This is a genomic window from Nonomuraea sp. B1E8 (assembly GCF_039871515.1).
GTDB lineage: Bacteria > Actinomycetota > Actinomycetes > Streptosporangiales > Streptosporangiaceae > Nonomuraea.
In genome coordinates, this window is sequence record NZ_JBDPLS010000011.1 from 300,815 (window position 1) to 327,159 (window position 26,345).

Here is a 26,345-nt window from a genome sequence, read left to right on the forward strand (position 1 = left end):
GACCGGGACGACAGGGCCGCCGGGCGCCCGCGCGAGGCGCCGCTCAGCCGGCCCGCATCGAGGTTACCTCGATCGGGGAGCACACGATCCCTAAATGTCGGAACTTACCGCTCGGATCGCGGGTTAACCGGATTATCGGGCTCAGTGCTCGGCCCAGATGCCGCGTACATGACCGATGTGCTCTTCCATGATCTGGGTGACGGCGGCGGCGTCGCCGCTCTTGAGCGCGTCGAGCAGCGCCAGGTGCTCCCTGGCCGAATCGGCCAGGGAACCCCGCTCGGAGAGCTGGGACAGCCCGTAGAGCCTGGCCCTGGTGCGCAGGTCGCGCACCACGGAGACCAGGTGGGCGTTGCCGCACAGGGCCAGCAGCTCGACGTGGAAGCGCAGGTCGGCGTCGACGTACGCCAGCAGGTCACCCCGCTCGCCGGCCGAGACGATCTCCTCGGCGGTGGGCCTGAGCCGCTCGAACTCCTCGGCCCGCGCGCTGTCGGCCAGCCTGGCCACCGTGGGCACCTCGATGAGCTGGCGGATCTCGGTGAGCTCGTCGAGATCGCGGTCGGACAGCTCGGTCACCCGGAAACCCTTGTTGCGCACCGCCTCGACCAGGCCCTCCTTGGCCAGGTCGAGCATGGCCTCGCGGACGGGCGTGGCCGAGACGCCGAACTGGGCGGCCAGCACCGGCGCGGAGTAGACCACTCCCGGCCGCATCTCACCGGTGATCAGCGCGGCGCGCAGCGCATGAGCGACCTGCTCCCGCAGGCTCTGCCGCTCCCCCACCATCGGCAGGTCGAGCCGGTCGTCGGCGAGCATCCCGCCACCCCCTCCTACGTCCAGGCCTCGTAAGCGGCAGCCGCTACCACGAGGTCCTCCCACGCCATGCCCGTGCCTTTGAACACGCGCGGCCCCGGCCCTGTGAGCACTCTTCCGGCGATCAGGTCCGCGAGGTTGCCGGCGAGATGACCAGTGGTGATCGTACCTTGGCGGATCGGGACGATCAGGTCACCCGCCTCTTCCATGGCGGCCGCCCTGGCCTCCACGACCACGGTGGCACGCGCGACGAGATCGCCGTCGAGCTCGCGGGCGCCGGGCTCGTGCGACCCTACGGCGACGACGGTGGCGCCGTCGCGGGCGAGCTTACCGGGGAACAGGGGTTCCCTGGCGGTGGTGCAGCAGGCCACGAGGTCGGCCCCGGCCACCGCCTCGTGGCTCCTGCCGTCCTCGGCCGAGGTCAGCGCCCGCGCGTCCAGCCCGAGCGTGCGGCAGTGCCCGGCGAGCGCCTCCGCGCGTCCGTGATCGCGCCCGACGACCGTGACCTCCGCGACGGGCGCCACCTCGCGCAACGCCGCCACGTGCCCCCACGCCTGCGGCCCGCTGCCGTACACCACCAGCCGCCGCGCTCCCGGCTCGGCCAGGTGGCGGACGGCCAGCGCCGAGACGGCGGGCGTACGCAACGAGGTGAGCGCGATCCCGTCCATGGCCGCGAGCGGGGCCAGCGTCTCGCCGTCCAGCAGCAGGTACGTCCCCTGGATCCGGGGCAGCCCCCGCCCGGGGTTGGCCGGCGCGACGGTGGCGGCCTTCACCCCCGCGTACCGCCCGGCCGCGGCGGGCATCAGCAGCAGTTGCCCGGCGGGCACGTCCACGACCGACCGCTGCGGCGTGTCCTCCGGGTCGAGCCCGGCCGTGAGGGCGTCCTCGAGAACCTGCACGGCCCGCCCGGGCGGCACCAGCCGCTCCAGCGTGGCGGCGTCGAGGTACGGCAGTGTGCTCATCGCAGGGTGAACCCCGTTCCCATCGGATCGTCGGGATCGAGCTCGAAGGAGTGCCGCCCGGTCCGGTACGCCATGCCCTCGATCTCCGGGACGACCGCGCCCTCGGCGACGCCGGCCACCCGGGCGCGGAAGGTGCTGCCGACGACGCTGGTGTGGATCAGCGGGCCGCGCAGCCCCGAGTCGTGCAGCAGCGCCAGCCGGGCGGCGGTGCCCGACCCGCAGGGCGAGCGGTCCACCTCCCCGTCGGCGAACACCGCCACGTTGCGCTGGTGCGCCACGCCGTCCACGTCGGGCAGCTCGTCGTAGAAGATCACCCCGTAGACGCCGGAGAGCCGGTCGTCGGAGGGATGCCGGGAGGCGGGATGGCCGGCCAGGCCGGCCTTGACGCGCCGGGCGTGCCCGATGAGCGCGGGCAGGTGCCACGGCTCCACGGACAGCCCCACCGCCGCGGCGGGCACGGAGGCGTAGATGGCGCCGCCGTAGGAGACGTCGACCGTCACCCCTCCGGCCGGCACGCCGCGGGCGATCACGAACGACGGCACGCTGACGAACGTCACCCCCCGCACCCGGCCCCCGGAGCAGCGCACCCGCGCCGTGACCCGCCCCGACGGCACGTCGATGACCACGTCCGTCTCGCCGTCGGGAGCCGCGTCGGCCAGGCCCTCGCGCACCGCGTGCACGCCCAGCGCGATCGTGCCGTGGCCGCAGGCGGTGGAGAAGCCGTCCTTGTGCCAGAACAGCGCGCCGAACCGCGCGCCGGGGTCGTCGGGCGGGACCAGGAAGCACCCGTACATGTCGGCGTGGCCCCGCGGCTCGTGGCACAGCAGCCGCCGCACGTGGTCGAAGTCCGCCATCGCCGTGGAGCGGCGGTCGAGCACGCCGGAGCCGGGGATCTCGGGCACGCCGCCGGTCACGATCCTGAACGGCTCGCCACCCGTGTGGTAGTCGACCGTCGTGATCACGGGCTCCCCGCTCACAGCTCGAATCCGGCGGGGAAGGGGTCGCGGGGGTCGAGGAAGTATTGGGCGGTGCCGGTGATCCACGCGCGGCCGGTGATCGACGGCACCACCGCGGGGCCGCCGCCCACGGTGGTCTCCTCCAGCAGCCGGCCGATGAACCGGGTGCCGATGAACGACTCGTTCACGAAGTCCCGCCCGAGCGGCAGCTCGCCGCGGGCGTGCAGCTGCGCCATGCGGGCGCTGGTTCCGGTGCCGCACGGCGAGCGGTCGAACCAGCCGGGGTGGATGGCCATGGCGTGCCGGGAGTGATGGGCGTCGGAGCCGGGCGCGGCGAAATAGACGTGGTGACAGCCGCGGATGCGGTCGTCCTCGCGGTGCACGGGCTCGTCGGCGGCGTTGACGGCCTCCATGGTGGCCAGACCGGCCGCGATGATCTCGTTCTTGGCCTTGCGGTCGAACGGCAGGCCGTAGGAGCCGAGGTCGACGATCGCGTAGAAGTTGCCGCCGTAGGCCAGGTCGTACGGGATCGTCCCGAACCCCGGCACGGTCACGGCGGCGTCCAGCCGGTCGCAGTAGGAGGGCACGTTGCGCAGCGTCACCGACATGGCCATGCCGTCCTCGACGGCCACGTCCACCGCCACCAGCCCGGCGGGCACCTCCAGGCGCACGGTGGTGACCGGCTCGGTGACCTCCACCATGCCGGTCTCGACGAGCACGGTGGCCACGCCGATGGTGCCGTGCCCGCACATCGGCAACAGCCCTGACACCTCGATGAACAGCACGCCCCAGTCGGCGTCCGGCCGGGTGGGCGGCTGCAGGATGGCGCCGCTCATCGCCGAGTGGCCGCGCGGCTCGGTCATCAGCAGCGTGCGGACGTGGTCGAGGTGGTCGCGGAAGTAGACGCGCCGCTCGGCCATGCTCGCGCCGGGGATCACGCCCACGCCGCCGGTGATCACGCGCGTGGGCATGCCCTCGGTGTGGGAGTCGACGGCGTGGAAAACGCGCTTGGTCCTCATTGCAGCCCTTCCGTCACGAGGTCCTCCGGGGGTTCGGGTGAGGGGGTGGATCGTCCGCGGGAGCCGGACCGGTCGCCTCGCCGCTCTCGCTGAGCGCGCCGAGGGTGACCGGCTGGGCGATGGGGCGGCGGGGCGGCTGCGGCGGCTCCCCTGCCAGGCACGAGACGGCGTATCCGCAGATGCGGCCCTGGCACCAGCCCATGCCCGGCCGGGCCAGCGACTTGATGGAGCGCGCGTCGGTCGCGCCGAGGTCCTGCGCCTCGCGTACGCGGGCCAGCGGCACCTCCTCGCACCGGCACACCAGCGTGTCGTCGCGCAGCCACCCCTGCCAGCCCGGCTGGACGGGGTAGGCCCGCTGCAGCGCCTCCCCGAACGCCCGCCACCGCGCCCGCCGCCGCGCGAGCACCCCCGGCACCGCGAGCACCCCCGGCACCGCGGGCACCCCGGCCGCCTCGGGCGCCGTCCGGGAGCCGGCCACGATGGCCAGGCCGGCGATGCGGCCCTCCAGTTCGGACAGCCGCCACCCGCCGACCCCCGTGGGCTCGCCCGCCGCCCAGACGCCGGGGACGGTGGTGCGCTGGGCGGCGTCCACGGTGAGCACCGGGCTGCCGTCCACGTCGTGCCGGGTCTGGCAGCCGAGTTGTGTGCCCAGCTCGATCTGCGGCACGAAACCGTATCCGGCGGCCACGGTGTCGCACGCGACGACGCGGGTGGCGAGGATGTTCCACCCCTCGTCGAGGCGGGCCACGGTGACGGCCTCCACCTCGCGCTCGCCGTGCGCCGCGACCACCGCCTGGCGCGTGCGGTACGGCACCCGGTGCCGGGCCAGGGCCACCGCGTACTGTGCCGCTTCGCCTGCCTTGTCCAGGGCGAGGAGCGGCCGCCTGGCCAGCCCGAGCCCGCTGCCGGCCTCGAACACGCCGAGCACGCGCGCCCCCGCCCCGGCCAGCCCGCCGGCCACGGGGAGCAGGAACGGCCCGGTGCCGGAGACGACGATCCGCCGGCCGGCCACGACGCCGCTGCCCTTGAGCAGCGCCTGCGCGCCGCCCGCGGTGAGCACGCCGGGCAGGTCCCATCCGGGAAAGGGCAGTGGCCGGTCGTGCGCGCCGGTGGCGATGAGCAGCCGCCGCGCCCGGAGAGCGACCGGCAGCTCACCCGCCCTTCCGTCCCGAGCCGGGGATGACCGCGTCACGCAGTGCACGACCAGGGTCCCGTCCGGTTCGCGGGCGGCGCTCCACGCCTGGTGCCGCAGCAGCACGTCGGCACGCTCGCCGAGGGCCCGGCCCTGGCGCAGGAACCGGCCGAGCCCGGGCTCCGCGCCCGGGACGGCGGAGTGGCGGAAGTACTGGCCGCCGAGCCGGGCCCCGGAGTCCACGAGCGCCACCCGCAGGCCCGCCCGCGCCGCCGTGAGCGCGCCCGCGACCCCCGCCGGCCCGCCGCCGATCACCACGAGGTCGTACGTCACGACGTCGTCACCTCGTCCCCGGGCGTGGCCTCCAGGAGGCAGGCCCGCTCGGGCGCCCGCCCGTTGACGGAGATCAGGCAGTCGAAGCAGACGCCGATCCCGCAGAACAGCCCTCTGGGCCGCCCGCCGAAGCGGGTGCTGCGCCATGACCGCACGCCGGCCGCGTGCAGGGCCGCGCCGATCGTCTGCCCGGGGACGACCGGCACGGACCGGCCGTCGACCGTGATGTGGAACGTCACTGGTCCTCCTCGGAGAAACGTCCGGGCCGGAAGGGGCTCAGGTCGAGGTCGGGCTTCTGACCGGCGATGAGCTGGGCGAGCAGGTGCCCGGTCGCGGGGGCGAGCCCGATCCCCGCGCCTTCGTGCCCGCACGCGTGGTACAGCCCGGCCAGGCGCGGGTCGGCGCCGATGACGGGCAGGTGGTCGGGGCAGTACGGCCGGAACCCGCAGTAGGACCTGATGGCCCGCACCTCGCGCAGCGCGGGGAAGAGCGCGACCGCCTGCCCGGCCAGCCGCGCGAGCACCGGCACCGACGTCGTCCGGTCGAAGCCGACCCGTTCCCTGCTGGCCCCGATGAGCACGGTCCCCGCCGGGGTGCCCTCGACGACGGCGGACGTCTCCAGCCCCGCCGAGTCGCTGGCGACGTTCGTGACGTAGGCGGCGGTGTAGACCTTGTGCCTGATCAGCGGCTCGCGCAGGGGTTCGGTGACGAGGATGAACCCGCGCCTGGGCAGGATCGGCAGGTCGACGCCCGCCAGCGCGGCCACCTCGCCGCCCCAGGTGCCCGCCGCGTTGATCACCGCGCCGCCGCGGACGTCGCCCCGCGAGGTGCGGACGCCCGTCACCCGGCCGCCGGAACGCGTGACCGCCGTCACCGCGGCGCCCAGCCGCAGGCGCAAAGTGCCGCGGCCGAAGCTGCGCGCCCCGTGCCTGAGCAGGGCGGCGGCGGCCAGCATGGGCTGCACCTGGGCGTCCTGCGGGTAGTGCACGCCGCCTGCCAGGTCGCCGGCGAGGTGCGGCTCGTAGTCGCGCAGCGACCCTGCGGGCACCAGGGTGTGCTCGACGTCATGCTCGGCGGCCTGTCCGGCGGCGAGGTCGGCGAGCCGCTCCTGGACCTCGGGGGTCTCGGCGACGACGAGCCCGCCCTTGGCCTCGAACTCGAACCCGCCGTTCCCGCCGTGCCGCTCCGCCAGCGAGCGCCACAGCCGGTTCGACAGGACGGCCAGCTCCAGTTCGGGCCCTGGTTCCTTGTCGGACACCAGGACGTTGCCCTCGCCCGATCCGGTCGTGCCGCCCGCCACGGGCCCACGGTCGATCACGGTCACGTCGAGTCCCGCCCGTGCGGCGTAGTAGGCGCAGGCCGCTCCCACCACGCCGGCGCCGACGACGATCACGTCGGACAAGCGCCACCACCTCCCAGCAGTAATATGTCACATACCCAGCAGCCTTGAGAAGCCCCGTTCCAGGGACCGGCCCGCCCGGCCCTTACCATCGATACGTGAAGCTACCCACGGACCATCCCCACCCCCTTGTGCGCCGCCTGTTCTCCTTCTGGGCGCCCACCGAGAGGTCGATGCGCGGCTGGGCCATGGCGTCCGTGGTGGTCAACGCGGGCATCACGGTGACGGGCGCGGGAGTGCGGGTCACCGGCTCCGGGCTGGGCTGCCCGACCTGGCCGAGGTGCACGCCCGACAGCTTCATCCCGGTCGCGCACCCCGAGGTCTCACCGCTCAACATGGCCGTCGAGTTCGGCAACCGGCTGCTCACCTTCCTGGTGCTGGCCGTGGGGGTCGCGTGCGTGCTCTCCGCGCTGCGGATGACGCCGCGCAGGCGCTCGCTGGTGCTGCTGGCCTGGCTCCAGCCGGTCGGCATCGTGGCCCAGGCGCTGTGGGGCGGGCTGGTGGTCACCACCATGCTCAACCCGTTCACGGTCGGCATGCACTTCCTGATCTCCAGCGGCCTGATCGCCGCCTGCTGGGTGCTGTACGCCCGCGCGGGCGAGGGCGACGCCCCCGCGCGCCGGGTGACGCACCGCGACATCAGGCGGCTCGGGCACGTGCTGCTCGCGGCGGTGTTCGTGCTGCTGGTGGCCGGCGTGGTGGTGAGCGGCACGGGGCCGCACTCGGGCGACGCCATGGCCTCCCGCTTCGACCTGGACATCGAGACCGTGGCGCGCATCCACGCCGACATCGCCTACGTCGTGGTGGGGCTGACGTTCGCGCTGGCGTTCGCGCTGCACGTGAACAACGCCCCGCGCCCCGCGCGCCGGGCGGCCCTGGCGCTCTTCGCGGTGGAGCTGGCCCAGGGCTTGATCGGCTACACCCAGTATTTCCTCGCCGTGCCCGCCATGCTGGTCCTGCTGCACGTCCTCGGCTCGACCCTGGTCTGGATCGCCGCGCTGAGGGTGGTCACCTCGCTGCGCACCCGTTCCCCTGAGGCCGCCTCGGCAGGCCCCTCCCCCACCGCGGCGCACGCCGCCGTCTGAGGGGATAAGCCGGGATTTGGGGTGTTAGGTCCGCCACTCCCCCGCCCTGACGCAGGCGTGATTTGCACGGAAACGTCCGCCGCGCTCCGCACACCACCGCGCCGGACGCACCCAGCCTCAGCCGCGAGCGCCGGGGGCGTAGCCCGGCGGCGGTGAACCCCTGGCGACCGAGCCGGCGTGCACCGACCGCGCCGGGAAGTCCGCCCTGGCGGTGCTCATGCACTCCAGCAGCGCCCGCTGCTCCTCGTGGAAGGTCTGCTCGTCGACCACGTGGCGGGCCGCCCGCTCATGCAGCAGGCCCAGCTCGGTGGCGGCCAGCTGGTAGTCGCGCATCGCGCGCAGCCCCCGCTTGCCGCCGTGGGCCTTGGCCCACTGCCTGGCCTGCCGCCGCCTGGTGAACGCCGACAACATGTAGATGTCGGCCTGGGTGACCAGCTTGGTCGGCTCGTAGGGCGGGAGATAGCGCTGGATGAGGGCGACGATGCGCCGCCGGTCCCTGAACACCACGCCGATGAGCACGACCAGCACGACCAGCAGCGTCAGGTAGGCCACCACGAGCCCGGGGAAGCCGCCGTAGGAGGCCAGGCCGTTCCACAGGCCGTGCAGGATCATCGCGGCCGACCAGCCGGCCAGGACGGGGAAGATCCGGTCGCCGCCGGCGCGCTGGGCCGCGTAGGCGACCGCGACGCCGATCATGGAGCTGAACAGCGGGTGCGCGAGCGGTGACAGGATGCCGCGCAGCACCACCGTGACCGCCAGCCCTTTGACGCCCGAGCCGGACAGCGCGGCGATGTAGTAGCTGACGTTCTCGCTCATGGCGAAGCCGAGGCCGACCATGCTCGCGTAGATGACGCCGTCGGTCGGCCCGTCGAGCTCGGCCCTGCGGAACCTGAGCAGGCCCAGCAGCACCAGGCCCTTCATCGTCTCCTCCACCACGGGCGCGCCGAACGTGGCCGCGATGTTGCGGGCACTGGCCTCCGACAGGCGGGCGGTGTCGATGATGTAGTGCAGGTTGAGCGAGTTGACCACGCCGGCGACCAGCACCGCGATGCCCGCGCCCCACGCGAACGCGAAGATCAGGTTACTGCGCGGCTCCGGCTCCATCCGGTCGAGCGCCAGCACCGCGGCCAGCAGCAGCGGCACCGGCGCCAGCGCGAGCATGAGGGCGATGAAGAACTGCACCGGCGCGCCGTTGAACACCACGTCGAACGAGAACGAGACGAGTGCGCAGATGCCGGTGAGCACCAGCCCGATGATCAACGCGAACGATGGGCGGTCCTTGAACACCCAGCGTGGATCACGGGTCGCCATAGGGTGACCTTAACGGATCAGAGTGCCGGGGTCCGTGCGGGTCGGAACAGTGCGGGTCGAGGCCGGGCAGGCCGTGATCGGCCTGGAGCGTGGTGTGGCCGATCTCGAAGCGCTCGTGCAGCAGGCGGGCCAGGCCGTGATGATCTCCGCTCATCCGGCCTCCTTCAGATGCTCCCGGCTCAGGTCGAGCAGCATGCGGACATGGGCGTCGGCCAGCCGGTAGTAGATCATCCGCCCGGCCCTGCGGCTGGCCACGATCCCCGCCGTACGCAGCAGGCGCAGCGCGTGGGAGACGGCCGTGTCGGTCACCTCGACGGCGTCGGCCAGGTCGCACACGCACAACTCCCCCGCCTCCAGCAGGGCGTAGAGCAGGCGGGCCCGGGTCGGGTCCCCGAGCAGGCGGAACAACTCGGCCAGGCGGGCGGCCTCTTCCGGCGTCACGAGCCGGTCGCGGGTGGCCGCGACCCTGGCGGCGTCCGGCTCCTGCACCGTGCAGCCGTCCAGACCCGTGATAACACCTGAAGAGCTATTCATATGTGCACTATAAGAACGGGAACGGGCCCGGCGCAACGGCCGGGCGGAGGGTTTCAGGCGAGCAGCGGGTCGATCGCGACCGCGAGGAAGAGCAGCGCCAGGTAGGCGTTGGACCAGTGGAAGAACCGCATCGGGCGCAGGTCGACACCGCTCTTGCCGGCGTTGAGCCGGCCCAGCAGGCGGTGCACCTCCCACAGGCACACGGCGCCGAGCACGGCCGCCACGACGGGGTAGAACAACGTGGTGCCGGCCACCGGCCACAGCGCCAGCGAGCACAGCACGGTCGCCCACGTGTAGGCGATGGACTCCAGGACGACCCGCCGCTCGGTGGCCACCACCGGCAGCATCGGCACCTTGGCCGCCGCGTAGTCCTCCTTGTAGCGCATGGCCAGCGTCCAGGTGTGCGGCGGCGTCCAGAAGAACACCACCCCGAACAGCACCAGCGGCGCCCAGGCGAGCCGGTCGGTGATGCCCGCCCAGCCGATCATCACCGGCATGCAGCCCGCGATGCCGCCCCACACGATGTTCTGGGCCGTGCGCCGCTTGAGGATCATCGAGTAGACCAGCACGTAGAACAGGATCGCGCCGGTGGACAGCAGGGCGGCCAGCGCGTTGGTGGTGAGCCACAGGCCGACGGTGGAGAGCACGCCGAGCACGATGCCGAAGACGAGCGCCGCGCGCGGCGACACCTGGTGCCTGGCCAGCGGCCTGCGGCGGGTGCGGCGCATCTTCTGGTCGATGTCACGGTCGACGTAGCAGTTGAGCGCGTTGGCGCTGCCGGCCGACAGGGTGCCGAACACCATGACGGCGACGGACGTCCACAGCGGCGGCAACCCGCCCGCGGCGAGGAACATCACGGGCAGCGTCGTGATCAGCAGCAGCTCGATGATCCGCGGCTTGGTGAGCGCGATGTAGGCCTTGACGATCATGCCGATCGAACGCGGCTCGCCCACCTTCGGGGACGGGGCCGTCGCCTGCCTGTTGGTGAGCACCGTCAAGGCGCTTCCAGCCTGTGCGGGGTCAACGCGTAACCTCTGATTAGAGCGGATCCATGGGTGGGCGCCGTGACGCCTCTGCGAACAACCAAACTGTAGTCGCAGGGTCGGCCGGTCCGGCCAATGGGGGGCTTGCGCCCCACGTGGGACGCCGGGGTGGAACGGGAATTGATCGTCACCTCCACTCGGTTAGGGTCCCTGTGGGCGGGATAGCCAAACCGGCGTGACCAATGACAACTAGATTCCGGAGATCGAGCACTTGAGCACCGAACTCGTGCCAGCCCTCGAATGGACCGACCTCGACAAGAAGGCGGTCGACGTCGTTCGAGCCCTGGCGATGGACGCAGTGGAGAAGGCGGGCTCGGGTCATCCCGGCACCGCCATGAGCCTCGCCCCCGCCGCATACCTGCTTTTCCAGCGTGTGATGCGCCACGACCCGACCGATCCCGGATGGATCGGACGCGACCGCTTCGTGCTGTCGTGCGGCCACACCAGCCTGACGCTCTACATCCAGCTCTTCCTCTCCGGCTACGGCCTGTCGCTCGACGACCTCAGGCGGCTGCGCCAGTGGGACAGCCTCACGCCCGGTCACCCCGAGCACGGCCACACGGCCGGCGTCGAGACCACGACGGGTCCGCTCGGCCAGGGTCTGGGCAACGCGGTCGGCATGGCGATGGCGGCCCGCCGCGAGCGCGGCCTGTTCGACCCCGCCGCCGAGCCGGGCGCCTCGCCGTTCGACCACCACATCTGGTGCCTCGTCAGCGACGGCGACATCGAGGAGGGCATCAGCCACGAGGCCAGCTCGCTCGCGGGCCACCAGAAGCTGGGCAACCTCATCGTCATCTGGGACGACAACCAGATCTCCATCGAGGACGACACGCTCATCGCCAAGTCGGAGGACGTCGTCGCCCGCTACGACGCCTACGGCTGGCACACCCAGAGCGTCGACTGGACCGAGAACGGCGACTACGCCGAGGACGTCCAGGCGCTCTACGACGCGCTGCAGGCGGCCAGGTCCGAGACCGGCCGGCCGTCGTTCATCCGGCTGCGCACCATCATCGGCTGGCCCGCGCCCAACAAGCGGAACACCGGCAAGATCCACGGCTCGGCCCTGGGCGAGGCGGAGGTCGCCGCCACCAAGGAAGTCCTCGGCATGGACCCCACCAAGAGCTTCGACGTGCCGGACGAGGTGCTCAAGCACGCCCGCGCCGTCGCCCAGCGCGGCCGCGCCGAGCACGCCGAGTGGGAGAAGGGCTACGCGGAGTGGCGCTCGGCCAACGCCGAGCGGGCCGAGGAGCTCGACCGCATCTCCCAGCGCCAGCTGCCCAACGGCTGGGCCAGGGCGCTGCCGTCGTTCGAGCCCGGCGCCTCGATGGCCACCCGCAAGGCCTCCGGCGAGGTGCTGAGCGCGCTGGCGCCGGTGCTGCCCGAGCTGTGGGGCGGCTCGGCCGACCTGGCGGAGTCGAACAACACCACCATGAAGGGCGAGCCGTCCTTCATCCCCGAGGAATACCAGACCAAGGAGTTCCCCGGAAACCGCTACGGACGCACGCTGCACTTCGGCATCCGCGAGCACGCCATGGGCGCCATTCTCAACGGCATCGCCCTGCACGGCGGCACCCGCCCCTACGGCGGCACGTTCCTGGTCTTCTCCGACTACATGCGACCGGCGGTGCGCCTGGCCGCGCTGATGAAGCTGCCGGTCACCTACGTGTGGACGCACGACTCCATCGGCCTGGGCGAGGACGGCCCCACGCACCAGCCGATCGAGCACCTGTGGGCGCTGCGCGCGATCCCCGGCCTCGACGTCGTCCGCCCGGCCGACGCCAACGAGACCGCGTACGCGTGGAAGGCGGTCCTCCAGCACACCGACCGGCCCGCGGCCCTGGCCCTGACGAGGCAGAACCTGCCCGTCTTCGAGGGCACCAGCGCCGAGGGCGTGGCCAAGGGCGGCTACGTCCTGCGCGAGGCCTCCGACGGCCAGCCGCAGGTCCTGCTCATCGCCACGGGCAGCGAGGTGGAGATCGCGGTGAACGCCCGCGACCTGCTGGAGGCCCAGGGCATCCCGACGCGCGTGGTGTCGATGCCGTGTGTCGAATGGTTCAACGGGCAGGACATCGCCTACAGGCAGACGGTCCTGCCTGCGTCGATCCGGGCCCGGGTCGCGGTCGAGGCGGGCGTCGCTCTCGGCTGGCACCAGTTCGTCGGCGAGTGCGGCGAGGTGGTCGGCCTCGAACACTTCGGCGCGTCGGCCCCGTACAAGACCGTGTACGAGCAGTTCGGGCTGACGGCGGAGCGCGTGGCCGCGGCGGCACATGCGAGCCTGGCCAAGCTTGGCCGGGAAAAGGGCGAGACGACGGGAAACTGAACGAACATGAGTGAGATCCTGAACAAGCTGTCCGGCCAGGGCGTCGCCATCTGGCTCGACGACATCAGCCGTGAGCGCCTGCGCACCGGCAACCTCGAGCAGCTGATCCGCGAGAAGAACGTCGTCGGGGTGACCTCTAACCCGACGATCTTCGCCAACGCGCTCAGCAAGGGCGACGCGTACAACGCCCAGCTGCACGACCTCGCCGTACGCGGCGTCGACGTGGGCGAGGCCGTACGCGCCATCACCACCTACGACATCCGCTGGGCCGCGGACGTGCTGCGTCCCGTCTACGACGCCACCGGCGGCGTGGACGGCCGGGTGTCGCTCGAGGTCGACCCGCGCCTGGCCCGCGAGAGCGAGAAGACCGTGGCCGAGGCGCGGGCGCTGTGGTGGCTGGTCGACCGGCCCAACCTGTTCATCAAGATTCCTTCGACGGTGGAGGGGCTGCCCGCGATCACGCAGGCGCTGTCGGAGGGCATCAGCGTCAACGTCACGCTGATCTTCTCCCTCGAGCGGTACCGCGCGGTCATGGACGCCTGGCTGGCCGGTCTCGAGGCGGCGCAGGCCAAGGGCCTCGACCTCAGCAAGATCGATTCGGTGGCGTCGTTCTTCGTCAGCCGGGTCGACACCGAGATCGACAAGCGGCTCGACAAGCTCGGCAAGCCCGAGCTGAAGGGCAAGGCGGGCGTGGCCAACGCGCGCCTGGCGTACGCGGCGTTCGAGGACGTGATGAACTCCGAGCGCTGGCAGCGGCTGCGCGCCGCGGGCGCCCGCCCGCAGCGGCCGCTGTGGGCCTCGACCGGCGTGAAGAACCCCGAATACTCCGACACCCTCTACGTCGACCAGCTCGTCGTCCCCGGCACCGTCAACACGATGCCGGAGAAGACGCTCGACGCGACGGCCGACCACGCCAACGTCTCGGGCGACACCGTGCGTCCCTTCTACGAGCAGGCCTGGAACACCATGGCCGCGCTCAAGGAGGCCGGCGTCGACTACGACGACGTGGTGAAGGTCCTGGAGGACGAGGGCGTCGACAAGTTCGAGGCGTCCTGGAACGAGCTGCTCGAGAGCGTCACCAAGAACCTGGTCCCGTGATGAAGGTCTCCTGCCGCGATGAGGGGGTGGCGTCCGCCGCCGCCTCCTTCGCGGGGCGCCTCGTCGCCGGCGGCGTGCCCGCGCGGCTCGCCGCCGGCGACCCCACGCTGTGGGGTGAGGACGCCGATGCGGGCGCGCAGGCCGGCCCCTACCGGCCGGCGCGCCCGCGAACGCCGTCCCGCACCTCGCGCGAGCTGCTGCCCGAGCTGGGCGGGCTCGCCGAGCGAGCACGCGCGCAGGGACTGACGAACGTGGTGCTGGCGGGGGCGGGCGGCTCGCCCGCCGCCGCCGAGGTGATCTGCGACACCGACGACGTGCCGCTCACCGTTCTCGACACGACCGACCCCGGGCAGGTGCTCCGCGCGCTCGCCGAGCCGCCGGACGCCACGATCGTGGTCGTGGCCGACGCGGGCGGCTCGGCCCTGGAGACCGACTGCCTGCTGCGGATCTACGAACGTCACTTCACCGACGCGGGCATCGCGCCGGCCGAGCGCATCGTGGTCGTCACCGGCCCCGGCTCGCCGCTGGAGCGGCGCGCGCGTGAGAGCGGCCACCAGGTGGTGCCGGCCGCCCTGGTCGCGGGCGGCCGTGCTCCGGCGCTGTCGGCGTACACGCTGGTGGCCTGCGCGCTGGCGGGCGCCCGCGTGGAGCGGCTGCTCGACGACGCCGAGCAGGCGCTGCCGCTGTTGTCCCTCGACACCGGCAACCCCGGGCTCGACCTGGGGGCGGCGCTCGGCGGCGCGGCGCTCGGCGGGCGCGACAAGCTGCTGCTCGAAGACCAGCTCTCGGCCATCGCCGGGCTGCCCGGCTGGATCGAGGAGCTCGTCGCCGGGGCCACCGGCAAGCGGGGCAGGGGCATCCTTCCCATCGTCGGCGCCGACCCCCACCGCAGTGGCGACGAACTGGTCGTCGCCATCGAGTCCGACGTCGGCGACGTGCGCGTCGACGGGCCTCTCGGCGCGCAGTTCCCGGTGTGGGAATATGCCGCCGCCGTCGCCGGGCTGGCGCTGGACGTCGACCCGTTCGACCGGCCCGACGAGGCCGGGGCGCGCGACAACACCGTCGCGCTGCTGGCGCTGCCCGACCTGCCGACCGGCGCTCCCGCGTTCACCGACGGCCCTGTCGAGGTGTACGGCGGGGTCACGGCCAAGGACCTGCCCGGGCTGTTCGCCGAGCTGCTGCACACCGTCCCGGCCGGCGGATATCTGTCGATCATGGCCTACCTCGACCGGCTGGCCGCGTTCGACGCTCCGGTGCCCGGCGGGGCCGACTTCGAGCAGATGACCGACGCATGGATGATGGCCGACGCGGCGACGCTGCGGGCGCTGCTCGCGCTGCGTACCGACCGGCCCGTGACCTTCGGCTGGGGCCCGCGCTGTCTGCACGCGACCGGCCAGTATCACAAGGGCGGCCCCCCGAACGGCGTGTTCCTGATGATCACGGGAGCGGTGGCCCAGGACGTCGCGGTCCCCGGGCGGCCGTACACCCTGGGCCGGCTCCAGCTGGCGCAGGCTCTCGGCGATCTCGGCGCCGTGGAGACCCGCGGGCGTCCCGCCGTACGCCTGCATCTGACCGACCGCGCGGCGGGAGTCGCGCACCTGCTCGCAGCCGCACAGGAGGCTTGAGATGACAGACCCGGCAGCACCCGCGGAGGAGGCCGCCACGGTGGCCACCTCGGCCGCGGGCACCTCCACCACCATGGAAGTCCTGGCGGCCAACCCGCTGCGCGACCCGCGTGACAAGCGGCTGCCCCGGGTGGCCGGACCGTGCGTGATGGTGTTGTTCGGCGTGACAGGCGACCTGGCCAAGCGCAAGCTGCTGCCGGCGATCTACGACCTGGGGAACCGGGGGCTGCTGCCGCCCGGCTTCTCGCTGGTCGGGTTCGCCAGGCGCGACTGGAAGGACCAGGATTTCGCCCAGCTGACGCACGACGCCGTCAAGGCGCACGCGAGGACGCCCTTCCGCGAGGAGGTATGGAAGCAGCTTCGTGAGGGCATCCACTTCGTGCCCGGCGAGTTCAACGACGACGGGGCGTTCGACGCGCTGGCCATGGCCTTGAACGAGATCGACGAGACACGGGGCACCGGGGGAAACTACGCCTTCTACCTGTCGGTGCCGCCGAAGTTCTTTCCCGTGGTGGTCGAGCAGCTCAAGCGGACGAAGCTGTCCGACGCGCCCGAGGGCTCGTGGCGGCGGGTGGTCATCGAGAAGCCGTTCGGTCACGACCTGCGCTCGGCGCACGAGCTGAACGAGATCACCACCTCCGCCTTCCCGGAGAGCTCGATCTTCAGGATCGACCACTACCTGGGCAAGGAGACCGTCCAGAACATCATGGCGCTGCGGTTCGCCAACAACCTCTATGAGCCGATCTGGAACCGCAGCTTCGTCGACCACGTGCAGATCACGATGGCCGAGGACATCGGCATCGGGGGGCGGGCCGGCTACTACGACGGCATCGGCGCCGCCCGCGACGTGATCCAGAACCACCTGCTCCAGTTGCTCGCGCTGGTCGCGATGGAGGACCCGACCTCGTTCGACGCCTCCGCGCTGCGCCGGGAGAAGGAGAAGGTGCTCAAGGCCGTGCGGCTGCCGGCCAACCTCGGGCTCAACACCGCGCGCGGACAGTACAAAGCGGGCTGGCAGGGCGGCGAGAAGGTCGTCGGCTACCTCCAGGAGGACGGCATCTCGTCCGCGTCCACCACGGAGACGTACGCCGCCATCAAGCTGGAGATCGCCAACCGGCGGTGGGCGGGCGTGCCGTTCTACCTGCGCACCGGCAAGCGCCTGGGCCGCCGGGTGACGGAGGTCGCCGTGGTGTTCCAGCGGGCGCCGCACCTGCCCTTCAGCGCCGACGACACCGAGATACTCGGCCACAACGCGCTCGTCATCAGGGTCCAGCCGGACGAGGGCATCACCGTCAGGTTCGGCAGCAAGGTGCCGGGCACGGCCATGGAGGTGCGCGACGTCTCCATGGACTTCGCCTACGGCGAGTCGTTCCTCGAGTCGTCCCCCGAGGCGTACGAGCGGCTGCTGCTCGACGTGATGATCGGCGATCCGCCGCTCTTCCCGCACCAGCGGGAGGTCGAGCTGTCGTGGAAGATCCTCGACCCGATCGAGGAGTTCTGGGCCACGCAGGGCCAGCCGGAAGGCTACGAGTCGGGTTCGTGGGGGCCGGAGTCGGCCGATGCGATGATGGCCCGCGACGGCCGCGTCTGGAGGAGGCTCTAGTGAGCGGACGCGTTGACCCACCCAGTACGGCTGTCGCCGCGAGACCGACGGAGGAGCGCCCGTGACGACCTTCATGTTGTCCGACACCACGGCGGGCAAGATCTCGGCGCAGTTCATGCACCTGCGCCACCAGATGGGCGCGCCCGCCATCGGCATGGTGCTGACGCTCGTGGTCGTCTGCGAGGAGCGCCACCAGTACGACGCCCTGCGCGCCGCCACCGAGGCGGCCCGCGAACACCCCTCCCGCATCATCGTCGTGATCAAGCGTGAGGAGGACGAGCCGATCAGGCTCGACGCCGAGCTGCGCATCGGCGAGTCCACGCCCGGCGAGGTCGTGGTGCTGCGCCTGTACGGCGAGCTCACCGAGCACGCCGACTCCGTGGTCAGCCCGCTGCTGCTGCCCGACACCCCGGTCGTGGTGTGGTGGCCGGGCGCGGCGCCCGAGGTGCCGTCGAAGGACGCCATCGGAGCTCTGGCGCAGCGGCGCATCACCGACGCCAAGGGCCTGGACGAGGGCGGCATCCAGTCGCTGGTGACCAGGGCCAAGGGGTACGCCCGCGGCGACACCGACCTGTCGTGGGCGAGGCTGACGCCGTGGCGCAGCCTGCTGGCCGCCGCGTTCGACCAGCCGGTGGGCCAGGTGCACGAGGGGGTCGTGGAGAGCGCGAAGGATCATCCGAGCGCGCCGCTGCTGGCCTCCTGGCTGTCGGAGCGCCTCGGCACACCGATCGAGGTCGCCGACTCGGCGGGCCCCGGGCTGACGTCCGTGCGGCTGCGCCTGGGCGACGGCGAGCTGTCCATCTGCCGGAGCGACGCCCGCCTGGCCACGCTGTCGCGGCCGGGGCAGCCCGACAGGAACGTGGCGCTGGCCCGGCGCCACACCTCCGAGCTGCTGGCCGAGGAGCTGCGCAGGCTCGACAGCGACGAGGTCTACGAGGCCGCGGTCAAGCACTTCGCCCGCACGTACAAGGGATGACCCTTCCCCGGGCGGCCCCGGCCGTCCGGGGCCTCCTGCTGATCCTGGTGAGAAAGTAGTGCTCGTGAGCGTGCCTAATGTTGTCGTACACCGCAACGCCGACGTCCTGGCCAAGGCCGTGGCGGCGCGGATCATCACCCGGCTGGTCGACGTGCAGTCGGCCAAGGGGGCGGCGTCCATCGTGCTGACCGGCGGCACGGTCGGCATCGCCACGCTGGCCGCCATCGCCGCGACGCCCGCCCGCGACGCGGTCGACTGGCGGCGCCTCGACGTCTGGTGGGGCGACGAGCGGTTCGTGCCCGCGGGCGACAAGGAACGCAACGAGACCGGCGCCCGCGAGGCGCTGCTCGACCACGTCGACATCGACCCGGAGCGGGTGCACGTCATGCGCGGCCCCGACGCGGGGATGACGGCCGAGGAGTCCGCCGAGTCCTACGCCGCCGAACTGCGCAAGGCCGCCAGGCCGGAGGATCACGGACCGGTGCCGAGCTTCGACGTCATGCTGCTCGGCATGGGCCCCGACTCCCACGTGGCCTCCCTGTTCCCCGGCATGCCCGCGCTCTACGACACGCGCCCGGTGGTGGCCGTGCACGGCTCGCCGAAACCGCCGCCCACGCGCATCTCCCTGACCCTGCCCGCCATCCAGGCCGCGCGCGAGGTGTGGGTGGTGGCCGCCGGGGAGGAGAAGTCGGGGGCGGTACGCCTGGCCCTGTCCGACTCGGGGCCCGTGCAGGTGCCGGCGGCGGGCGCCAGGGGCCGGGGGCGCACCCTGTTCCTCCTGGACCGTGCGGCGGCCGGCAAGATCCCGCCGGGGCTCGGCCGCATGGCCTCGCCGTAGCCCAGCCGTTCCGGCGGCGACCGCGCCGTGAGCCGCGGGCCCGCCACCGGCCTCCTCCCGTGAGCCGGGCGGTCGCCTCGTCCGGTCAGCAGGCCGCGACGAGCGCGCCGATCTCCGCCACCAGGGCCCGCTTGCGCTCCTCGGCCAGGTAGGAGGCCCGGACGCCGTTGCGGGCGAGGTGGGCCAGTTCGGGAGCGCCGAGTCCGAAGACGTCCGCGGCGAGCCGGTACTCCTCGGCCAGCGTGGTGGCGAACATGGGCGGGTCGTCGCTGTTGAGCGTGACGTACAGGCCTTCCTCCAGCATGCGTGGCAGCGGGTGGTCCTCGATGCGGGCGACCTGGCCGGTGCGGAGGTTGGAGGTGGGGCAGACGTCCAAGGGGATCTGCGTCTCGCGCAGGTGGGCGACCAGGCGGTCGTCGGCCAGGCAGGTGATGCCGTGGCCGATGCGCTCGGCGCCGTAGCCCTCGATGACCTCCCAGATGGTCTCTGGCCCGCTCATCTCGCCGCCGTGCGGGACGCTGTGCAGGCCGGCCGCGCGCGCCGCCGAGAAGGCCGAACGGTAGGCATCACGATATTTCGGGCGCTCCTGCTCGATCCCGCCGATGCCGAAACCTACCAGCGCGGCGGGAGGTTCCTGCAGGGCGTGCTCGACGGTGACCCTGGCGGCCTCCTCTCCGTACTCGCCGGGGATGTCGAAGATGTAGGCCATCTCCACGCCGTACTCGGCCCGCGACCGGCGCGCGGCCAGGTCCAGAGCCTCGGTGACCTCGCGCCTGGGCATGCCGACGACGTGGTGGGCGTAGGGCGTCACCTGCAGTTCGACGTAGCGGGCCCTCTGGGGTGCGAGGTCGCGGGCCAGGCCGAGCACGAGCGTGGCCACGTCCTCCGGCTCGCGTACGAGCGAGTTGACGGCGCCGTACACCTGGGCGAAGTGGGGGAAGTCGCGGAAGGCGTAGAAGCGGCGCAGTTCCTCCTCCGTCGCGGGAACCTCGCTGCCGGGGTGGCGGCGCGAGAGCTCCAGCACGGTCGCGACGGAGGCCGAGCCGATCAGGTGCACGTGGAGTTCGACTTTGGGCAGGGCGTCGATGAAGGCGTCGATGGTCATGGCGACGACGATACGAGCGGCTTCACATGGGAAAACAGGCTTTGGTATGAAATTTCACACTAGATTGTTAGTTTCCGAGGTAAGGCTGAGATGCGGGACCAACGCCGAAGCGTACGAGCGCGGCTTCGCCCGGCTCGCGGCGCCGTACGCGCTGGAAGGGTTTCCGGTCTGCGCCCACCTGGCCCGAGCCACCCGCTGACGTCAGCCGGGGGCGAGTTCCTCGAAACGCACGCCCGTCAGCTCCGTGGAGGCCTCCCAGAGCCGCCGGGCGAGCTCCTCCGACCTGGCCGCAGGGGAGGGCGTGAGCCGCTTGAGCGTGGGGCCGATGTACTCGCCGCCGCGGACGTCCGGCGAGGTCGCGGCGTGGAGCGAGGACACGGCGCCGCGTTCGGGCCGCTTCATGAGCAGGTTCACGACAGGTTTGACCAGCCCGGTGCCGAAGATGCCCGTGGCGGTCATGCCCGGATGGGTGGCGACGCTGATCAGGCCCGCGCCGGCCCGCTCAGCGCGCCGCTGGAGCTCCAGGGCGAAGAGCATGTTGGCCAGCTTGGAGCGGGCATAGGCCTTCATCCTGCCGTAACCGCGCCGCATGCCCAGGTCGTCGAGGTCGATCCGGCCCGCGGCGTGCGCGTCGCTGGCGACGGTCACCACGCGGGCGGCGGGGGCGGCGAGCAGGAGCGGCAGCAACAACCCGGTGAGCGCGAAGTGGCCCAGGTGGTTGGTGCCGAGCTGCAGCTCGAACCCGTCCCTGGTCTCCCGCCTGGGGACCATGCCGACGCCCGCGTTGTTCACCAGCAGGTCGAGCCGCTCGGCCCCGGCGGCGAACTCCCTGGCGAACTCCTTGACGGAGGCCAGGTCGGCCAGGTCGAGCCGCCCGTACCCGACGCGCGCGCCGGGCGCGGCCCGCCGGATCTCCGCGACGGCCGCGGCGCCCCTGGCCGGGTCGCGCGCCGCCACGACCACGTGGGCGCCGTGCCTGGCCAGTTCGAGGGCGGTGGGCTTGCCGATGCCGGCGTTGGCGCCGGTCACGATGGCCGTCGTGCCCGCGAGGCCGGGCATCGAGGCGGGAGTCCAGCTCATTGCCACTCCTGGGTGGTGCGCAGCGTTTCCTTCACGCTACAAGCCGCCCAGGAAGATCCACTCCGCAGGTCGGCGCTCCACCCGGGGCGTTCCCCGCAGGTCGGCGCCTCGGCCGCCGACACGCGGAGCGTTCCGGCCGGTCAGCGCTCCAGCCGCTGGCGTGCGTGCCGTTCCTCGCGCTGGGCGACCTCGAGCCGCTGCCGGCTGTCGGCCAGCCTTCCGCGTGCCTTGGCCAGCCTGCGCTCCAGCGACGCGACCTTCTCCGCGCGCTCGTCGTGCTCCTTCGTGGCCGCTTCGAGCGCCTCGCGCCACTCGCGGTGCGCGGCCTCGGCCTCCTGGCGTTCCTTAGCCTTCCTGGCCTCTGCCTCCTCGCGCTCCCTCGCCCGGGCGGCCTCCTCGTCGGGCGACGGCTTCCTGCGGCCCGCCGGCCGCTCGCGCGGGACCGGAGCGGGGGCGAAGCCGCTGTAGCTGAGCGGCTTCGCCAGGGTGCCGCGCCGCACCTGCCCGGCCGCGCCGGCGTCGACCATGGCGGCGTCCAGGGTCTGGTCCACCTCGGCGGACGCCGCGGCCGACAGGTCCCCGGCCCGCCTGACGAGCCTGCCCACCATACGCGTCACCTCGCCGCGGCGGCGGGTGAGCTCGGCCAGCGCGGAGGCGTCCTGCTCCTCCCAGGCCTCCCGCAGCCGCTCCCCCACCTCCAGCAGCTCGCCCAGCTCGCCTGGGTGCTCGCGGGCGACCCTGTTCACCGCCCAGGCGGACACGGTCGGCTTGCGCAGCTTCGCGATCTCGCGCGACAGCCGTACGTCACCCGCGTCCTTGGCCGCACGGGCCTCGGCCGCGCGGGCGGCGGTGAACTCGGACGGCGGCAGTGCGTAGAGCCGGTCGGCCACCTCGTCAAGATCCACACAGGACAAATACCCCACATCCGCGGGTTTCTAGCGCATAGTGGAAACAGCCCCGAGTCGAACGGAGACATCCGGTGTTCGAGCGCTTCACCGACCGTGCGCGCAGGGTCGTCGTCCTCGCCCAGGAGGAGGCGCGGAGGCTGAACCACGACCGCATCGGCACCGAGCACATCCTGCTCGGCCTCATTCACGAGGGCGAAGGGCTGGCCGCCCTGGTGCTCGACGGCTGCGGCGTGGAGCTGGATCCCGTACGCGCCTTCGTCGAGCGCGTGGCGGGCCGCGGCGTGAAGTCGCCGGGCGGGCACATCCCGTTCACGCCGCGCGCCAAGAAGGTGCTGGAGTTGTCGTTGCGCGAGGCGCTGCAGTTGCGCCACAACTACATCGGCACCGAGCACATCCTGCTCGGGCTGGTCAGGGAGGGTGAAGGGCTGTCCGCCCAGGCGCTCGTGGACGCCGGCGCGGACCTGGCCGACGTACGCCAGCGCCTGCTGGACCGGGTGGGCCGCGGCTCCAGGGAACGCCCCGGCGAGACGTTCCACTCCGGCGGCGCCGCCCTCAACGAACGGCTCGCGCAGATCCAGGAGAGCCTGGAGCGCATCGAACGCCACCTGGGCATCCAGCCGCCGGCCAGGAGGCCGCAGGACGAGGAGGGCCTAGGCTGAGGCCATCGCGCCCACGGGCAGCCTGGCCGCCACCACCCCGGGGTCCTCGGTGTAGCCGAGCGTGGCGCCCAGAGAGATCAGGAGCCTGCGCATCCTGGCGTTGTCGGCCAACATGGTGGCCCTGACCTCGGCGTATCCGAGGTCGCGGGCCGCCTGCACCAGCATCCTGGCCATCACCGCGCCCAGACCGCGCCCCTGCCAGCGGTCTTCGACCAGGACGGCCATCTCGGCGCTGCCGGGATCGGCGGTGAACATGAGGTTCGCCAGCCCCACGACCTGCCCGTCGTGCCCGGCGACCAGCGAATGCCCCCGATTCCTGTCGCACATCCGGTCGAACACGCGCTCGGGCAGCACCGGCAGCGCGGTGAAGTAGCGGAACCTGCGCGACTCCGGCGAGCACCTGTCATGCAGGTCGCATACGGCCTCGCGGTAGATCGAGGTGAGCGGGCGGACCGTGACCTCCACCCCGTCGGCGAGTTTGATCCCGCGCTCGGCGCCCTCCCGCTCGGCCGCCGGCTGGGCGAGCCGGGCGAAGGCGGCCGCCCTCGCCGCCTCGGTCGAGGTGAAGGGCAGCTCGCCGCGGCGCAACCGGACCGCGCGCCGGGCGGCCACGGGCACGACGAGCAGGGTGGGGTCGGGAAGATCAGGCACGGGTTCACCATAGATCCACCGGGCATCGTCCGCGCGCAGCAGCTCGGCCAGCAGCTCGGGCAGCCGCCACGGCATCGAGCGTAGCCGGGAGGCCAGCAGCAGGGCCCTGGTGGGCTCGTCGGTGAGCTCGTGGGCCGTGGCGGGGACCACCTGGACCCGGCGGCCACCGGCCGCCTCCAGCGCCTGGCGCACGGTCTCGGGGTGGGCGGGGATGTCGGCGACGAACTCGTCGACGGTGCCGTCGGTGTCGGGCTGGACGCTCAGCCCGAGGATGTTGCCGCCCCTGTCGGCCAGGGCCGCCGCCAGTGACGCCAGCCGTCCGGGTCGCTCGTCCACCGTGGTCCGGATGCGCAAGAATCCCATGCGACGAGCATGCCTGGTGGCTGTTACACCACCGCTAACGAAGTGTTTCATCGGGATATGTGCTGGTTTATCGCGTTATCTGGCGACACCTGCCCTCATCGGGGGACGCCGCACAGCGGCACGATGGACGCCGGACGACCTGCCGAGAGAGGGAGACCCCATGAACATCCTCTTCCGAGGAGGCCGCGTCTTCACGCCCCGCGGCGTCGTGGCGGAGGCGGTGCTCGTACGCGGCGGCGTGATCGCCGCGGTGGGCCCCGAGCGAGACCTGGCGCGCCTCCCCCACGAGACCGTGGACCTGGAGGGCGGGCTGCTGACGCCGGGGTTCATCGACGCGCACATGCACCCGGTGCAGGCGGGCCTCGAACGCGCGAGGTGCGATTTGTCGGAGGTATTCGGCCTTGATGCATATGTCGGGATGATCGCCGCCTATGCTGCGAAAAATCCAGATAAATCGTGGGTTGACGGCGGTGGCTGGGATATGTCGGCATTCCCGAACGGGCTCCCCCACCGCGACCAGCTCGACTTCCTCGACCGGCCCGCGTACCTCATCCAGCGCGACCACCACGCCGCCTGGGTCAACGGCCGGGCACTCGAACTGGCCGGCATCACCGCCGCCACCCCCGATCCGCCCGGCGGCCGGATCGAGCGCGACGCCGGGGGCGCGCCCACCGGGGTCCTGCACGAGGGCGCGATGGAGCTCGTCGGCCTGCTCACCCCGCGCCCGTCCGCCCAGGATCTGCTCGACGCGCTGGCACGGGCGCAGGAACATCTGTTCTCGCTGGGCATCACGGGCTGGCAGGACGCCATCGTGGGCTCCTACGCGGGCTCCGACGACCAGCTGCCCACCTATGTGGCGGCGGCCGGCTCCGGCCTGCTGCGGGCCCGCGTGGTGGGCGCCCTGTGGTGGGACAGGACGCGTGGCCTGGACCAGATACCCGGCCTGCTCGCGCGGCGGGCCGCAGCCGACGGACTCGACCGGTTCCGCGCCACCTCAGTCAAGATCATGCAGGACGGGATCACGGAGAACTTCACCGCGGCCACGCTGGAGCCGTACTGCCTGTGCGGCGGCACGGGCCTGTCGTACGTGGACCCGGTCGAGCTCAAGCGCTATGTGGCCGAGCTGGACAGGCATGGCTTCCAGGTGCACGTCCACGCGATCGGAGAGCGGGCGGTACGCGAGGCCCTCGACGGCTTCGAGGGCACCGACCCCGCCAACCGCCACCACATCGCCCACCTGCAGATCATCGAGCCCTCCGACGTGCCGCGCTTCGCCGCCCTGGGCGTCACGGCCAACCTGCAGCCGCTCTGGGCCACCCACCACGCGCAGATGGACGAGCTGACGCTGCCGTTCCTGGGCGAGCCGCGCGCGTCGTGGCAGTATCCCTTCGCCGACCTGGTCGCGCACGGCGCCCGGTGCTGCGCGGGCAGCGACTGGCCGGTCTCGGACGCCGACCCGCTCCAGGGCATGCACGTCGCGGTGAACCGTACGGAGCCGGGCGGCTCGGTGCACGCCGGCTACCCCACCGCGCAGACCCCGTTCCTGCCCGGCCAGCGCCTCGACCTGGCGACGATCATGACCGCCTACACCGCGGGCTCGGCCTGGATCAACCGCTCCCCGGCGGGCGTCGTCGAACCGGGGCGCCCCGCCGACCTGGTGGTCCTGGACCGCGACCCGTTCGAACTGCCGCCCGGCGACCTCTGGACGACGCGGGTGCGCATGACGTTCGTGGACGGCGAGCCGGTCCACGAACAGGGCTGACGAGCCCGGCCCTCCTGGGCCGGGAACGGCGAAAGGGCCCCGCACGACGCCGGGACCCTTACGTTGGCACGCCTACCAGGGGGACTTGTTGCTGCGCAGGCGCTCCAGTGCCTCCTCGAGGATCGCCTTGCCGTCCTTGTCGCTCCTGCGCTCCTTCACGTAAGCCAGGTGCGTTTTGTACGGCTCGTTCTTGGGCGGGGCAGGCGGGGCCTCCTCGTCCTGTCCGGCTGGGAGGCCGCACCGCGGGCAGTCCCATAGCTCGGGGACCGCCGCGTCACTGGCGAAACTGGGGCGAGTCTCGTGCATGTTGGCGCACCAGAACGAGACCCGCACTCTCGGAGCTGCCTCGCCGCGCTCGGCCTCCCCCATAGGGCCGGCGCCGACTCGGCTGCCACGGATCGCGTTGCCACTACCCACGGATGAACTCCTCGCTCGATCGCCCCGCGCGCAGACACGGGGGGAGAATCACTGTCACGCGTCGACTTGCTTGCTCAGGGCCGCACGAGCAGGCCGAGAGCGATGATGCAGACCAACCAGATGATGCCGGTGATGACGGTCAGCCGGTCGAGGTTGCGCTCCACCACCGAGGAACCACCGAAGTTCGACGAGAACCCGCCGCCGAACATGTCGGACAGACCGCCGCCCTTGCCCTTGTGCATCAGGACGAGCAGGATCATGAGAAGGCTCGCCAGGATGAGGGCGATGGAGATTCCGAGTTCCACGGTATGCCTGTTCCTTCAATGCTCTGTTACGCGTGACGATTCAGACTTGCCTCT

Annotated in this window: 25 protein-coding genes and 1 pseudogene; 9 read left to right on the forward strand and 17 right to left on the reverse strand. The window is 72.3% G+C overall.

All coding sequences use genetic code 11. The annotated features are described in order from the left end of the window. Positions 1-141 precede the first annotated feature (141 nt). The 7 genes from ABGA98_RS32665 to ABGA98_RS32695 are packed head-to-tail and all read right to left on the reverse strand — an operon-like array spanning position 142 to position 6,602. Positions 142-810 (reverse strand): GntR family transcriptional regulator, encoded by a 669-nt coding sequence (locus ABGA98_RS32665; protein ID WP_347622255.1) that lies wholly within the window; start codon positions 808-810, stop codon positions 142-144. A gap of 14 nt (positions 811-824) precedes the next feature. Then, positions 825-1,769, reverse strand: coding sequence for an ornithine cyclodeaminase family protein (locus ABGA98_RS32670; protein ID WP_347622256.1), 945 nt, complete (start codon positions 1,767-1,769; stop codon positions 825-827). Then, positions 1,766-2,746, reverse strand: a complete 981-nt coding sequence (locus tag ABGA98_RS32675; RefSeq protein ID WP_347622257.1) for a proline racemase family protein — start codon at positions 2,744-2,746, stop codon at positions 1,766-1,768. Before ABGA98_RS32675 ends, ABGA98_RS32670 begins: the two co-directional genes overlap by 4 nt. Beyond that, on the reverse strand, positions 2,743-3,744 hold the full coding sequence (locus ABGA98_RS32680; RefSeq protein ID WP_347622258.1) for a proline racemase family protein: 1,002 nt from the start codon (positions 3,742-3,744) through the stop codon (positions 2,743-2,745). The genes ABGA98_RS32675 and ABGA98_RS32680 overlap by 4 nt, the downstream gene beginning before the upstream one ends. Before the next feature lie 13 nt (positions 3,745-3,757). Beyond that, the gene (locus ABGA98_RS32685) at positions 3,758-5,209 is read right to left on the reverse strand and encodes an FAD-dependent oxidoreductase (protein ID WP_347622259.1); all 1,452 of its coding nucleotides are present in this window, start codon (positions 5,207-5,209) and stop codon (positions 3,758-3,760) included. Beyond that, the gene (locus ABGA98_RS32690; RefSeq protein WP_347622260.1) at positions 5,206-5,448 is read right to left on the reverse strand and encodes a (2Fe-2S)-binding protein; all 243 of its coding nucleotides are present in this window, start codon (positions 5,446-5,448) and stop codon (positions 5,206-5,208) included. The genes ABGA98_RS32685 and ABGA98_RS32690 overlap by 4 nt, the downstream gene beginning before the upstream one ends. After that, complete coding sequence (locus ABGA98_RS32695; RefSeq protein WP_347622320.1) at positions 5,445-6,602, reverse strand: FAD-binding oxidoreductase; 1,158 nt, start codon at positions 6,600-6,602, stop codon at positions 5,445-5,447. Before ABGA98_RS32695 ends, ABGA98_RS32690 begins: the two co-directional genes overlap by 4 nt. Before the next feature lie 104 nt (positions 6,603-6,706). On the opposite strand from ABGA98_RS32695, the gene ABGA98_RS32700 reads away from it, so the two are divergent. Continuing rightward, positions 6,707-7,693: a COX15/CtaA family protein gene (locus tag ABGA98_RS32700; protein WP_347622261.1), complete on the forward strand. Its 987-nt coding sequence runs from the start codon at positions 6,707-6,709 to the stop codon at positions 7,691-7,693. A 117-nt stretch (positions 7,694-7,810) separates the two neighbouring features. Here the strand turns inward: ABGA98_RS32700 and ABGA98_RS32705 are convergent, their stop codons facing one another. Genes ABGA98_RS32705 through ABGA98_RS32720 form a run of 4 tightly spaced genes read right to left on the reverse strand, consistent with a single transcriptional unit; the run spans position 7,811 to position 10,536 of the window. Continuing rightward, a complete protein-coding gene (locus tag ABGA98_RS32705) occupies positions 7,811-9,004 on the reverse strand; it encodes a PrsW family intramembrane metalloprotease (RefSeq protein ID WP_347622262.1) in 1,194 nt (397 codons plus the stop codon). Beyond that, a complete protein-coding gene (locus ABGA98_RS32710) occupies positions 8,991-9,158 on the reverse strand; it encodes a hypothetical protein (RefSeq protein ID WP_347622263.1) in 168 nt (55 codons plus the stop codon). Before ABGA98_RS32710 ends, ABGA98_RS32705 begins: the two co-directional genes overlap by 14 nt. Further along, positions 9,155-9,538: a metalloregulator ArsR/SmtB family transcription factor gene (locus ABGA98_RS32715; protein ID WP_347622264.1), complete on the reverse strand. Its 384-nt coding sequence runs from the start codon at positions 9,536-9,538 to the stop codon at positions 9,155-9,157. The genes ABGA98_RS32710 and ABGA98_RS32715 overlap by 4 nt, the downstream gene beginning before the upstream one ends. 53 nt (positions 9,539-9,591) lie before the next feature. Further along, on the reverse strand, positions 9,592-10,536 hold the full coding sequence (locus tag ABGA98_RS32720) for a heme o synthase (protein ID WP_347622265.1): 945 nt from the start codon (positions 10,534-10,536) through the stop codon (positions 9,592-9,594). A 256-nt stretch (positions 10,537-10,792) separates the two neighbouring features. Between ABGA98_RS32720 and tkt the strand changes: the two genes are divergently transcribed. From tkt to pgl, 6 genes are all read left to right on the forward strand, one after another. Beyond that, a complete protein-coding gene (gene tkt, locus ABGA98_RS32725) occupies positions 10,793-12,901 on the forward strand; it encodes a transketolase (RefSeq protein WP_347622266.1) in 2,109 nt (702 codons plus the stop codon). A 6-nt stretch (positions 12,902-12,907) separates the two neighbouring features. Further along, positions 12,908-13,999, forward strand: a complete 1,092-nt coding sequence (tal, locus tag ABGA98_RS32730; protein ID WP_347622267.1) for a transaldolase — start codon at positions 12,908-12,910, stop codon at positions 13,997-13,999. After that, on the forward strand, positions 13,999-15,624 hold the full coding sequence (locus ABGA98_RS32735; RefSeq protein ID WP_347622321.1) for a glucose-6-phosphate isomerase: 1,626 nt from the start codon (positions 13,999-14,001) through the stop codon (positions 15,622-15,624). Before tal ends, ABGA98_RS32735 begins: the two co-directional genes overlap by 1 nt. 73 nt (positions 15,625-15,697) lie before the next feature. Further along, positions 15,698-17,227 carry a glucose-6-phosphate dehydrogenase gene (gene zwf, locus ABGA98_RS32740; RefSeq protein ID WP_347622322.1) on the forward strand — a complete coding sequence of 510 codons (1,530 nt, stop codon included), beginning with the start codon at positions 15,698-15,700 and terminating at the stop codon, positions 17,225-17,227. A gap of 61 nt (positions 17,228-17,288) precedes the next feature. Next, positions 17,289-18,203, forward strand: a complete 915-nt coding sequence (locus tag ABGA98_RS32745) for a glucose-6-phosphate dehydrogenase assembly protein OpcA (RefSeq protein WP_347622268.1) — start codon at positions 17,289-17,291, stop codon at positions 18,201-18,203. A gap of 64 nt (positions 18,204-18,267) precedes the next feature. Continuing rightward, positions 18,268-19,041: a 6-phosphogluconolactonase gene (gene pgl / locus ABGA98_RS32750; protein WP_347622269.1), complete on the forward strand. Its 774-nt coding sequence runs from the start codon at positions 18,268-18,270 to the stop codon at positions 19,039-19,041. 85 nt (positions 19,042-19,126) lie between these two features. Here the strand turns inward: pgl and add are convergent, their stop codons facing one another. From add to ABGA98_RS32765, 3 genes are all read right to left on the reverse strand, one after another. Next, a complete protein-coding gene (gene add, locus ABGA98_RS32755; protein ID WP_347622270.1) occupies positions 19,127-20,146 on the reverse strand; it encodes an adenosine deaminase in 1,020 nt (339 codons plus the stop codon). Between the two features lie 201 nt (positions 20,147-20,347). Then, positions 20,348-21,226 carry an oxidoreductase gene (locus tag ABGA98_RS32760; protein ID WP_347622271.1) on the reverse strand — a complete coding sequence of 293 codons (879 nt, stop codon included), beginning with the start codon at positions 21,224-21,226 and terminating at the stop codon, positions 20,348-20,350. Positions 21,227-21,366: 140 nt separating this feature from the next. Beyond that, positions 21,367-22,131, reverse strand: coding sequence for a hypothetical protein (locus tag ABGA98_RS32765; protein WP_347622272.1), 765 nt, complete (start codon positions 22,129-22,131; stop codon positions 21,367-21,369). 74 nt (positions 22,132-22,205) lie between these two features. On the opposite strand from ABGA98_RS32765, the pseudogene ABGA98_RS32770 reads away from it, so the two are divergent. Then, a pseudogene (locus ABGA98_RS32770) lies at positions 22,206-22,622 on the forward strand (Clp protease N-terminal domain-containing protein); the annotation flags it as partial. A 162-nt stretch (positions 22,623-22,784) separates the two neighbouring features. Here the strand turns inward: ABGA98_RS32770 and ABGA98_RS32775 are convergent. Then, positions 22,785-23,807 carry a GNAT family N-acetyltransferase gene (locus ABGA98_RS32775; RefSeq protein ID WP_347622273.1) on the reverse strand — a complete coding sequence of 341 codons (1,023 nt, stop codon included), beginning with the start codon at positions 23,805-23,807 and terminating at the stop codon, positions 22,785-22,787. 160 nt (positions 23,808-23,967) lie between these two features. On the opposite strand from ABGA98_RS32775, the gene ABGA98_RS32780 reads away from it, so the two are divergent. After that, positions 23,968-25,569, forward strand: coding sequence for an amidohydrolase family protein (locus tag ABGA98_RS32780; protein WP_347622274.1), 1,602 nt, complete (start codon positions 23,968-23,970; stop codon positions 25,567-25,569). Positions 25,570-25,641: 72 nt separating this feature from the next. Here the strand turns inward: ABGA98_RS32780 and ABGA98_RS32785 are convergent, their stop codons facing one another. Further along, entirely contained in the window at positions 25,642-25,986 is a 345-nt protein-coding gene (locus ABGA98_RS32785) for an RNA polymerase-binding protein RbpA (protein WP_132632554.1), read from the reverse strand. Positions 25,987-26,060: 74 nt separating this feature from the next. Beyond that, positions 26,061-26,291 (reverse strand): preprotein translocase subunit SecG, encoded by a 231-nt coding sequence (secG, locus tag ABGA98_RS32790; RefSeq protein WP_347622275.1) that lies wholly within the window; start codon positions 26,289-26,291, stop codon positions 26,061-26,063. Positions 26,292-26,345 lie beyond the last annotated feature (54 nt).